The sequence below is a fragment of the Yoonia sp. genome (genome assembly GCF_046498525.1).
In the GTDB taxonomy this organism is placed as follows: Bacteria; Pseudomonadota; Alphaproteobacteria; order Rhodobacterales; family Rhodobacteraceae; genus Yoonia.
This window is the reverse complement of sequence record NZ_JAWOAN010000102.1, coordinates 1-11,777: the sequence shown is the minus strand read 5'-3', so window position 1 is coordinate 11,777 and position 11,777 is coordinate 1. Positions and strand designations below refer to the sequence as shown.

Annotated in this window: 11 protein-coding genes; all 11 read right to left on the bottom strand. The window is 57.5% G+C overall.

Going from position 1 to position 11,777, the window contains the following annotated elements:
* On the bottom strand, positions 1-770 hold a 770-nt coding region (gene folD, locus R6T97_RS07400), incomplete at its 3' end, for a bifunctional methylenetetrahydrofolate dehydrogenase/methenyltetrahydrofolate cyclohydrolase FolD (protein ID WP_410348650.1).
* A gap of 94 nt (positions 771-864) precedes the next feature.
* Complete coding sequence (locus tag R6T97_RS07395) at positions 865-2,541, bottom strand: formate--tetrahydrofolate ligase (RefSeq protein WP_410348649.1); 1,677 nt, start codon at positions 2,539-2,541, stop codon at positions 865-867.
* 142 nt (positions 2,542-2,683) lie between these two features.
* Positions 2,684-3,262 carry an MOSC domain-containing protein gene (locus tag R6T97_RS07390; protein ID WP_410348648.1) on the bottom strand — a complete coding sequence of 193 codons (579 nt, stop codon included), beginning with the start codon at positions 3,260-3,262 and terminating at the stop codon, positions 2,684-2,686.
* 126 nt (positions 3,263-3,388) lie between these two features.
* The gene (gene ftsH, locus R6T97_RS07385; RefSeq protein WP_410348651.1) at positions 3,389-5,290 is read right to left on the bottom strand and encodes an ATP-dependent zinc metalloprotease FtsH; all 1,902 of its coding nucleotides are present in this window, start codon (positions 5,288-5,290) and stop codon (positions 3,389-3,391) included.
* Positions 5,291-5,385: 95 nt separating this feature from the next.
* A complete protein-coding gene (gene tilS / locus R6T97_RS07380; RefSeq protein WP_410348647.1) occupies positions 5,386-6,660 on the bottom strand; it encodes a tRNA lysidine(34) synthetase TilS in 1,275 nt (424 codons plus the stop codon).
* Positions 6,651-7,460 (bottom strand): tol-pal system protein YbgF, encoded by an 810-nt coding sequence (ybgF, locus tag R6T97_RS07375; RefSeq protein WP_410348646.1) that lies wholly within the window; start codon positions 7,458-7,460, stop codon positions 6,651-6,653. The genes tilS and ybgF overlap by 10 nt, the downstream gene beginning before the upstream one ends.
* Before the next feature lie 23 nt (positions 7,461-7,483).
* Complete coding sequence (gene pal / locus R6T97_RS07370) at positions 7,484-8,008, bottom strand: peptidoglycan-associated lipoprotein Pal (RefSeq protein ID WP_410348645.1); 525 nt, start codon at positions 8,006-8,008, stop codon at positions 7,484-7,486.
* Positions 8,009-8,088: 80 nt separating this feature from the next.
* Positions 8,089-9,405 carry a Tol-Pal system beta propeller repeat protein TolB gene (tolB, locus tag R6T97_RS07365; protein WP_410348644.1) on the bottom strand — a complete coding sequence of 439 codons (1,317 nt, stop codon included), beginning with the start codon at positions 9,403-9,405 and terminating at the stop codon, positions 8,089-8,091.
* Between the two features lie 105 nt (positions 9,406-9,510).
* Positions 9,511-10,626 (bottom strand): energy transducer TonB, encoded by a 1,116-nt coding sequence (locus R6T97_RS07360; RefSeq protein WP_410348643.1) that lies wholly within the window; start codon positions 10,624-10,626, stop codon positions 9,511-9,513.
* A 3-nt stretch (positions 10,627-10,629) separates the two neighbouring features.
* Positions 10,630-11,106, bottom strand: a complete 477-nt coding sequence (locus R6T97_RS07355) for an ExbD/TolR family protein (protein ID WP_410348642.1) — start codon at positions 11,104-11,106, stop codon at positions 10,630-10,632.
* 2 nt (positions 11,107-11,108) lie between these two features.
* The coding region (tolQ, locus tag R6T97_RS07350; RefSeq protein ID WP_410348641.1) for a protein TolQ at positions 11,109-11,777 on the bottom strand (669 nt) is incomplete at its 5' end.

The following is an 11,777-nucleotide window of genomic DNA, read 5'->3' as shown; positions in this document are numbered from 1 at the left end:
GCCACCTCGGCACAACTGTCATAGTCGACATCGCCAACCAGTCGTGTGCCACCCTCGGGCTTCTCGATCCGGTTGATCCCCACATCAATCACTGTTGCACCGGGTTTGATCCAATCACCCTGAACCATCTGCGGACGACCCACTGCCGCCACAACGATGTCAGCTTGGCGGACAACAGCGGGCAAATCTTTGGTCCGGCTATGCGCGATAGTCACCGTGCAGCTATCACCCAACAAGAGTTGCGCCATAGGTTTGCCAACGATGTTCGAACGGCCAATCACAACCGCATTCATACCGGACAATGACCCGTGGTAATCGCGTAGCATCATCAAGCTGCCCAAAGGCGTGCAAGGCACCATGCTCTTCTGTCCGGTCCCCAACAGACCGACGTTGGAGATATGAAACCCATCGACGTCCTTGGCAGGATCAATACTGTTGATCACCAGATCGCTATCCAGATGGTCAGGCAGGGGCAACTGCACCAATATCCCGTGGACCGCCGGATCTTTGTTCAGCTTTTCGATCAGCGCCAGCAAGTCAGCCTCAGAGGTGTCCACATCAAGCTTATATTCAAAGGAGGCCATGCCGACTTCCTTGGTCATTTTGCCCTTCGAACGCACATAGACCTGACTGGCGGGATCTTCTCCCACAAGAACAACTGCCAACCCCGGGGTAATGCCTTGGGACTCTTGCAGTTTGGCCACGCCCTTTGCTACTCTCGCGCGCACCTTTGCGGCAAAGGCTTTTCCATCAATCACAGCCGTTGTCATCACATCTTCCCATGTTCAAAAATACCTCCGCCGGAGGCAAGCAGGACGGTGGGCGGGGCGTCAGCGCAGCTGCGCGTCGTCCCGCCCGGTCACGTTAAAACAGACCTTCAATCTGGCCTGCGTCATTCAGCATGATCTGCTCTGCCGAGGGCACACGTGGCAGGCCCGGCATCGTCATGATCTCACCGCAGATGGCAACAATAAAGCCTGCGCCTGCACTCAAACGGACTTCGCGCACAGGAACGGCATGGCCCGTCGGCGCACCGCGCACTGTCGGATCGGTCGTAAAGCTGTACTGCGTTTTCGCCATACAGACCGGCAGATGACCATAACCCTGTTCTTCCCATGTCTTGAGCTGCTCACGTATCTTGCTGTCCGCAATCACCTCATCTGCGCGGTAGATGCGCTTGGCAATGGTATCGATCTTGTCGAAAAGACTCATGTCGTCTGGATAGATCGGCGCAAAATTCGCTTCACCTGCATCTGCAATCTGCGCTACGCGGGTGGCCAGTTCGGTTATACCTTCCGAGCCAAGCGCCCAGTGCTTGCACAAGATCGCCTCTGATCCTTGGGTCTCCACATATGCTTTTACAGCGGCCACTTCGGCATCCGTGTCGGTCACAAAGTGGTTGATCGCCACAACAACAGGTACTCCAAAGCTCTTTACGTTTTCAATGTGGCGTCCGAGGTTCGGGCAACCGGCATTCACCGCATCCACATTCTCTGCACCCAGATCAGCCTTCGCCACCCCGCCGTTCATCTTCATTGCGCGCACCGTGGCGACGATAACCACGCAAGACGGCGCAAGGCCCGCTTTGCGGCACTTGATGTTCATGAACTTCTCGGCACCCAGATCGGCACCGAAGCCTGCTTCGGTCACAACGTAGTCCGCCAATTTCAACGCTGTCGTCGTCGCTGTCACGGAGTTGCATCCGTGAGCAATGTTGGCAAACGGGCCACCATGTACGAACGCTGGGTTGTTTTCCAAAGTCTGCACAAGGTTGGGCTGCATCGCATCTTTCAGCAGCACGGTCATGGCCCCATCCGCTTTGATGTCGCGGCAGTAAACGGGACTACGATCACGACGGTAGGCAACAATAATATCGCCCAGACGTTTTTGCAAATCATCAAGATTGCGCGCAAGACACAAGATCGCCATGACCTCGGACGCCACAGTGATGTCGAAACCAGCCTCGCGCGGGAAGCCATTGGCAACCCCACCCAAAGACGCCGTAATCTGACGCAACGCCCGGTCGTTCATATCCAACACGCGCCGCCAAACCACGCGACGGATATCGATCTCCAGTTCGTTGCCCCAATAGATGTGGTTGTCGATCATCGCCGACAGAAGATTGTGGGCCGAGGTGATTGCGTGGAAGTCACCGGTGAAGTGCAGGTTCATATCTTCCATCGGAACCACTTGAGCGTATCCACCACCCGCTGCACCGCCCTTCATGCCAAAGCACGGACCAAGCGACGCTTCGCGGATACAGATCGCGGCCTTCTTGCCGATGGCGTTCAGGCCATCACCCAGACCAACCGTCGTCGTCGTCTTGCCTTCACCGGCAGGCGTAGGATTGATCGCGGTGACAAGGATAAGCTTGCCATCTTCGCGGTCCTGCACACTGTTGATCAGACGCTGGCTGACCTTTGCCTTGTCGTGACCGTAAGGCAGCAGATCATCGCTATCGATCCCCAGTTTCGCACCGATTTCCTGAATCGGACGCTTTTGTGCGGCGCGTGCGATCTCGATATCTGACTTATATTCCATGAAAGACTTTCCTGAGCGTTGGCAAATGCCATTGGTGTTCCTGATCGCTTCTAGCGACTGGATACCGCCGCATGCACCGTGATTGCGACATTTTCACCGCCGGAATCGGCGGGGCGCGTCAAAGCTGTGTCGGATGGGAAACCTAATAGGCCCATGCGCGTTGGTCAGGCACGTGCAAATGCACCGCGTCACCAACATGACAGCGCCCTTCCCGTTCAACCCAAGCCGTCACGCCACGTTTACCCTTTGCGGCAGACTTGAACTTATCCCCGGCACCGGGGTGGACTGCATTGATGGGCTTTGCAGGAAGATGGCAGGGCCGGTTCTCCATATCGACGACCAAGGTCGCACCATCGGGGAGTTGCAATCGCGAAGACGGTGGCAGGTGTGTAAAATCCGGGATGCCACGAATGACCAGCGATGCGCCTACCAAAGAGGGGTCCAAACCATCCAACCTGCAGTCTGCAGCGATTTCGGCCAGTTCCTCTGCGGACATGATGGAAAGCTGACGCACATTCCGGATTTCCGTATCGCGCGGGTGCTGGCTTATGACCCTGCTGCATGACGGACGCGTGAGGCCGCCATGTGCTTCGCCCGGAACACCCGCATAGGTCAGTTGCGCGGTTCCCGTCGCTCGTGACTGTAACGAAGCATCCCTGTCTTCGACATGACCGATCCAGACGATTTCACCGATAATATCCGTTGGCTTCAGTGCTGGCATATCGCTCTCCTTGGTGATGTCGAGATATGCTTAGGCGACAGTGACCGCAGCTTCAATACGGCTGTGACCAGTCGTGGCGGGACCAAAGAAAAACGCCGCTCCCTAGAGAGCGGCGTTTTGTTTTTTCTAGGTGGATGGTTCCGGTTCCATCCCGCCGTCATCGGACGCACGAGGCTTCTTCGGCTTCATCTTCGGAATTGCCGTCACCGAAGGCGTGCCACCAGACGGAGGTTGATCACCGGCATCACTGCCCGCATGCGGCGGCTCACCCGCCATAACGCGCTTGATCTCGTCACCTGTCAGCGTTTCATATTCAAGCAAGCCTTGGGCCAACCGCTCGAATTCTTCCTTCTTCTCGGTGATGATCTGAAATGCCCGGTCGTAGCCTTGCTGGATAAAGCTGCGCACCTCTTCTTCGATCAGTTCTTTTGTGTGCGCCGAAACGGAAAGACCTGCGGTGTTACCGGAGTATCCCTCGTGGGCTTCGGAATAATCAATATTACCAACCTTGTCCGACATGCCCCAGCGCAGGATCATCGCGCGCGCCAGCTGGCTGGCTTGCTGTATATCACCGGCGGGGCCATTGCTGACCTGATCGGCACCATACTTGATGATCTCAGCCGCCTTGCCCGCCATGGTCATGGCCAAACGCTGATGGCATTCATCCTTGAACATGTTGAGACGGTCCATCTCGGGCAGGCTCATCACCATACCAAGTGCGCCACCGCGCGGAATGATCGTCGCTTTATAGACAGGGTCACATTTCGGCAGCGAGATACCCACGATGGCATGACCAGCTTCATGGAAGGCGGTCATCTCTTTCTGCTCGGCGGTCATCACCATCGACCGACGCTCTGCACCCATCATGACCTTGTCCTTGGCCGATTCAAAATCGATCATCGTTACAAATCTGCGACCCACACGCGCCGCCATCAAGGCTGCCTCGTTTACAAGGTTCGCCAAATCCGCACCCGAGAAGCCCGGAGAACCGCGGGCGATGATCCGCAAATCGACATCTGGACCAAGTGGGATTTTGCGCGAATGCACGCCCAAAATCTTCTCGCGGCCTTTGATGTCGGGATTAGGGACCGTGACCTGACGGTCAAATCGCCCTGGACGCAGCAGCGCTGGGTCCAGCACGTCACGGCGGTTGGTCGCCGCAACGATGATGACGCCCTCGTTGGCTTCAAAGCCATCCATTTCAACCAGCAATTGGTTGAGCGTCTGCTCGCGCTCATCATTACCGCCACCGATACCGACACCACGCGAACGGCCGACGGCATCAATCTCGTCGATGAATACGATGCAAGGGGCGTTCTTCTTGGCTTGCTCGAACATATCGCGGACGCGGGACGCACCTACACCGACGAACATTTCGACAAAATCAGAACCGGAAATAGTGAAGAACGGTACACCTGCCTCGCCTGCGATTGCGCGTGCAAGAAGCGTTTTACCTGTACCCGGAGGGCCTACAAGCAGCGCACCTTTGGGAATTTTACCGCCGAGTCTGGAGAATTTTTGCGGGTTGCGCAGGAATTCAACGATCTCTTCGAGCTCTTCCTTGGCTTCGTCAATGCCTGCCACATCATCAAATGTGACGCGCCCGTGTTTCTCGGTCAGAAGCTTGGCCCGCGATTTGCCAAATCCCATGGCGCCACCTTTGCCACCGCCTTGCATCCGGTTCATAAAGTAGATCCACACACCGATCAAAAGCAGGAACGGCAACAAGCTGAGCAGGAACGACTGGAACGCCGATGTTTCCTGACTGCGCGCCTCTACGGGCACGTCTGCTTCGATCAAAAGGTTTGTGATTTCAGCATCTTGCGGCATGATGGTCGTATAGCTTCGTCCACCTTCGGCAAAGCGAACAGTTTCGCCATCAATCACCACGTCGGTAACGCGGCCATCTTCCACGGCTGCGACAAATTGAGAGTAGCTGCGCACTTCACTGTTTGTCGTGCCCGGTGGGCTGCTGAAAAGATTAAAAAGCGCCAAGACCATAAGGAAAAGGACGACCCAAAAGACCATATTACGCGCGTTGCCCAAGGGGAAACTCCTTTGAAATGGGGAAGTGGACGACAGAGTCGCATCACAAGCGTTTCCCCTAAAATAGAGGCGAATGATTAATCTTCAATGGCAAACGCCGAGGAATGAAAATCCGCGACAATCCGCGCGGACCAACCGTTGGACAGCCCCGCCAGTGGAGCTGCCAATAAAGCGTCGCCATTCCAGATAGACGGCGATGCAAGCAATGATGTGCGGGGCATGCCGCTTTCGCGCCACTTCGGGCAGTCTTTGATACCGGCGCCCAGCGCCTTGTAGATCAGGCCCTCCTGCATAGGCCCCTCCAGAAACCAGCGGCGATCCCAAAAAACCCCCGACGCATCCGCATGGTCCATAGAGCGTTGCGTTGATGCCGTCGCCGCAGCTTCGCGCATCAGCCGTACAGTTCCATTTTTGTCAGGTGTCATGATACACCCGCCAAGCGTAACGGTAGCCCCCTTGCGGGCCTGCGCAACTGTTTCAAGTAACTGCTCAAAACGGGGACGGTACGTGCTGCTTCCAACCCATGCAAAAGCCGCTGCCATGACACGGCGCGGGGCATCGGCCTTTTCCAGATCAAGCGCGTCCGGGGATAGAAGCAGATCACCAGCATCCTGGCGAACATGCTGCTTTGCAAAAGCAAGGGCCGCGCGCTGCAATGAAACATGGGCCGCTTGCATGTGATCAACTGTCTGCAGCAAGCGTTTGCGTGTCATTCCCAACGTTTCGAGTTGCGCAAACATCTGCCGCGCGCGCACGCGATCGAAACGGGGGTCGTCATTGCTGGGATCATCACACCAGGGGATCTTTTCAGACTTAAGCCATAACCGCAGATCGGCGCGTGCTACTTCCAAAAGCGGACGTAGGATGCACAACTCGTCACGCGAGGTCAGCGGATACATTGCGGTCAGCCCGTCAACGCCAGAGCCACGGGCCAGCCGCATCAAGACAGTTTCAACCTGATCATCTTCGGTATGGCCAAACCAGACTTCGTGCAGGTCATGCATCGCCGCCCAATTCCGCATGGCTGCCCAACGCCCCTCACGGGCGGCGGCCTGTAGATTGCCCCTGCCGTCCCATGCCCATCCAACAGCCGTATGGCTGATACCGAGACTTGCCGCCTGCGATGCCACCAACGCGACTTCGCCTCGCGCTTCGGGGCGCAGCCCGTGATCGATGGTGATGACCCTCAGGTTTTCAGGGCTGCGGGTTCGCGCAGCCAGATGCATCAATGCGATGGAATCCCCGCCACCAGAGACGGCAAGACCGATCGTGTCGTCATGCTCGGACCGAGAGGCCCCGACCGCCGCCTGAAACCGACCAACAATGTCGCCCGATGCGTCCTTTACTGACATCCCAACGCTTGCATTTCCGCTTGTGCGTCCGCCACAGCAGGGTTGCCGGGGAAACGGACATTAACCTCTGCCAAGGTCAGGCAGGCATCCTGTGTCTGCCCGATCATGCCGAGCGACGATCCCAGTTTAAACAAGGCATCAGGTGCTTTGGGCCCAGTCGGATTATCGGAGAATGCTTCCAGATAAGCGCGCGCCGCATCCGTTGGCTGGGCCAAACCTTCGAGCGCCTCGCCACGCAGATAGTTCGCGTCGGACGTCAGCGGACTACCCGGGTAGGTCGCGACAAAGGTCGCAAGCTGGTCAACGGCGCTACGAAAGTCACCCGAGGCGAGCGCCTCCTGCGCCCGCTCGATGTCGCGTTGTTCACCGATAGCCAATGCCGGTCCACCCGTCGGTTCAGGTGTCGCGGTGACAGCGCCCGAAATCTCAAGCCCGCCCAACGGCGTGTCATCCAGTTGCCCGATATCGCAGCCTGCTTCCAATTCACACAAACGGAAGTTCAGATCACCGATGCGATTGTTCGCATCGGACGTGATACTGCTGACCCGAAACTCGAGTTGTTCGGATTTGGACGTCAGGCGTTGGAGTTCAGCCTCGATTGCATCAAGACGTTCAAGCGGCGTGCTGCCTGCAATACCGGAATTCACACCACCGGTTGTCGATAATTCACGCGTCAGGCGCTGCACATCGACAAAAAGAGCTGTCAGTTGTTGCCGGATATCGGCCAGCGTTTCTTCCTGTGCTGCGGCAGAAAGTGGCGACAGCAAGAGGGCGCAGACAACAGCAATACGGTGCAACATGAGGTGGGTCCTTCGGGTCCTGATCAGCTTGTCATGGCCGAGAATGAGAGAACTGTCACAGCCCGGCGGTTCTGGGCGTAACAGCTTTCTTCTGAACAGACTGCGATGGGGCGCTCCTTACCAAAGCTGGTGACCTGCAAGCGGTTCACGGGCACGCCGCGCGACACCAGATATTCGCGCACGGCATTTGCACGACGTTGACCAAGGGCAAGGTTGTATTCGCGTGTGCCCTGCTCGTCTGCGTGGCCTTCGATAACGGCACGATAATCTGCGTTGGTCAGCAACCACTGCGCCTGCCCATCCAGAATGGCCTGACCCGTCGGCGTGATGGTCGAGGTATCGACGGCAAAGAGAACGCGGTCTCCGATCGTCTGGTTAAAGAAGAGTGGGCTTGTCGGATCGCTTGCCGATCCTGCCACGGCACCATTCACCCCCGCACCGTCAGCGCCACTTGCTGCGCCAGCACCACCACCAAACCGATCCGGGTTCGTACAGGCTGCCGTTGCCAATACCAAAAGCACGACCGCCGCTTTCTTAAAAAGTGTCATAGGGTTTCATCCTGTTTTTTTAACTGCTCTGTTTTCTTTTCACCCTAGCACGGTTTTCGCCATGTGGGAATCACACATCATTACGGCTGCAACGGACCCCAAGATGGGTCAGATGAGCCACCCTGCACCGGGACAGCCTTGAGGTTCCGGCCCGAAATATCAACCGAATACATCGACGATGTACCACCCGCCCCCTGGGTTTCGCGGCTGAACATGATGACGCGCCCGTTTGGCGACCATGTCGGCCCTTCATCAAGGAAGGAAGATGTCAGCAAGCGCTCTTCCGAGCCATCAATCCGCATCACGCCAATATGGAAGCGCCCTGCGTTTTGCTTGGTAAAGGCGACCAGATCACCGCGTGGTGACCAGACAGGCGTACCATAGCGGCCCTGACCGAATGAAATCCGGCGGGCCTCTCCGCCATTTGCGGACATGATGTAAAGCTGCTGATTGCCAGAGCGGTCGCTTTCAAAAACGATCTGGCTGCCATCGGGGGACAGGCTCGGTGCCGTTTCAATAGAGGGCGCAGACGTCAGCCGCACATGCTGGCCCGTGGCCAGGTCGGTCCGGTAGATATCCGTGTTGCCACCATTGGACAGGCTGTAGATCACCTGCCGCCCGTCGCGCGAGAAACGTGGGCTAAACGCCATTTCTCCAGGAGCGGTCTGCAATTGCTGGCGGTCCACATTGGCCACATTCAGCATATTGATGCGCGGAAAGCCTGATTCAAAGCTGGTATAAAGCACCCGGTCACCATTTGGCGAAAAGCGCGGCGCAAGCACGATGCTGCTGCTATCGGTAAGAAATTGTACGTTCGCCCCGTCGAAATCCATGATCGCCAGACGTTTTTGACGATTGTCCTTTGGGCCACTTTCGGAAACGAACACCACGCGGCTGTCAAAATAGCCACCTTCGCCCGTGATCCGGCTGTAAACCGCATCTGCCACCTTATGTCCCATCCGGCGCCAGCCCGCCGTTGTTCCGGCAAACTGCAAACCCTGCCCCAGTTCTTGACCTGAAAATACGTCGTAAAGCCGGAACTTCACCGTGAGCTGGTCGCCATTCACATTGACCGCCCCGACCACCAATGCCTGCGCATTGATGGCACGCCAGTCAGCAAAGGCAACCGGCAACACGAAAGAACTGATCTGCGAAATGAATGCGGTCGCAGGGACCTCGCGGAACAAACCCGTTCCGGCCAGATCCTGAACGACAAGGCGCGAAATATCGGACGCAGCCTGCTGGGCGGCAGGTGTCTCGGCTTCAAAGCTGGGAACCGCGAAAGTGATCGGCTCTATCACACCGTCCGTGATTGTCAGCCGCAATGGCCCGCCTTGGGCCAGAACAGGCCCCGCCAGTATCAACGCCACCAACAGGATCAGAAGTCGTTTCATCATTTTTGCCTCACTCGCCTGTTCGGGTTCGCCCCCGAAACTTGCACTTTCTTGTGCCGCTATAGCAGGGGTAATAATCTATTACACCTCACCTGCGCGTGTCTTTGCCTATCTTAAGCGCATTTCACTTGGGTCAAACGTAAGTTCCACCTCTCTCCAAGAGTCATACTTGGCATCAGGTAGGTCGAAGCCTCCATCCCTGTTCTGACACTGAAAGATTGCCGAGCGTGCTGTTCGAAATGCCACATCTACGGCAGATTGATCACCTCCCTCGGAGCCAATCAGTTCAATGTTGTTTCCGATGATCTTTTTGTTCCGATCCAACTCAAACGCAACAGTCAGCTTAACGCGCTGCGCTGCGCTACTCATACCGCCAACATTCCAACACCTCTGAACAGAAAGTCTAAAACCATCTCGCTCAACACTATCTAGCGGTGGACCTGCGGCAACGACGGGCGCTTGCGTGGCCGCGTCCAGTGCTGCCTCCAGCGCAGACGCGACAGCTTCTTCGCTGACTTCAGGCGCGGTTGTCACCGGCTCCTCTTGTGCCGCTTGCGTGTCCTGCGGCGGGGTTGGGCGACTGGGTCGCGCGGACGGGCGCACGGATGTGGTCGGCGCCAAGTCCTCGATCACAATCGCGGTCGTCGTCTCCTCCGGCGCGGTCGCCTCTTGTTCCTCTGCCACGACTTCGGCTTCAGCGCTGTCATCCGGCACCACCTCTTCGCGCACCACATCATCGACATTGGCATCGGGCGGCGGCGGCGCAGTGATCGTTGATGCTACAGTCGGTGCCTGAGGCGGTGTTGGCGTTTCGCTCACTTCCACATCAGGGGTCGGCGGTGTTGCGACTGGCGGCGCTGGCTCTGCGGGCGGTGCATCTGTCACTTCGGTCTCTGGCGGCGCTGGCGGATGAGGCGGGGGCGGTACTTCGCTCTGCGGTGGCTCGACCGGTTCGGGGCGTGGGGATGGTTCGGTCGGTTCTTCCTGTGCCGGTGGCGGAGGTGCGCTGTCACTGATGACAGGCGGGACAGGCGCTGTCGGATCGGCATTTCCTGGTTCTGGCGTCGTGCGCGCACGCATCTGTTCGAACTCTTCACCAGAAATCACAGAGACATCCATCGTCTGAATCGCCAACGGCTCGGACGACAGACCCCAGCCGACAATCAGCCAGCCGATCAGCCCGACATGGCCAACCCCTGAAATGATGGTGCCCGGCGTTGCCATGATTTACCCGTCAGCGCCGCCTGCGGAGGGTGGGGCAATATCCGTCACCAACCCGATATCGGAAAACCCGCCAGCATTCAGCAGGCCCATGATCTGCGCCACGCGGTTCCAGTCATTGCGGCCGTCAGCGCGCAGAAATATCTTGTTGCTCGTACGTTCGGCGGCAATCGCGCGCAGGCGGGCGACAAGGTCCACCTCGGTCGTATCGGTTTCCTGAATCATGACGCGGCCATCATTGGTGATCGTAACTGTCAGCGGTTCTTCATCATCTCCCGGCAATGCCGTGGCGGATGTTTCGGGCAATTCGACTGGCACACCCACGACCGAAAGCGGGGCGGCCACCATGAAGATAATCAAGAGCACCATCATGACATCCACGAAGGGCGTCACATTGATTTCGGACATCGGCTTGGCCTTGCGCGCCCGTCTGCGGCGACGTCTGCCGCCATCATCACCCGAATTCATCACACCCGCGCCCATGATCAGCTATCCACCTGGCGGCTGAGGATCGTTGCGAACTCATCGGCGAATGCCTCGTAGCCGCTGACAATCTGATCGCTGTCGGATGAAAACTTGTTGTAGTAAATGACCGCAGGAATGGCCGCCAAAAGACCCAGACCCGTGGCCAAAAGCGCCTCGGCGATGCCGGGCGCGACGACGGCAAGATTGGTTGTCTGCGCTTCCGCAATTTCAATGAATGCGTTCATGATGCCCCAGACTGTGCCGAAAAGCCCGACGAAGGGTGCAGTCGACCCAACAGTTGCAAGGATAGGCAGTCCCTTTTGCAGGCGTGAAGCCTGTTTCGCGATCGCCACATCCATGGACCTGTCAATCCGGGCTGTCGCTCCAGCGATCAGCCCGCCGTCTTGCCTGTGCGACCTTCGCCACTCCAACATACCTGACGCAAAGATTTTTTCCGATGGCCCGTCGGGGTCTGCACCGATCTGGTCGAAAAGCCCATCCAGCGGCTCGCCCGACCAGAACGACCGGTCAAAGATATCCGCTTCGGTGCGGGCCTTGCGATACTGGATCGTCTTGTCGATGATCACGGCCCAACACCAGACCGACGCTGCGATCAGCATGATCATGACGATTTTTACGGTAATTGTGGCGCGCGCGAACAACGCCCACATGGTGAATTCGTGTGCTGC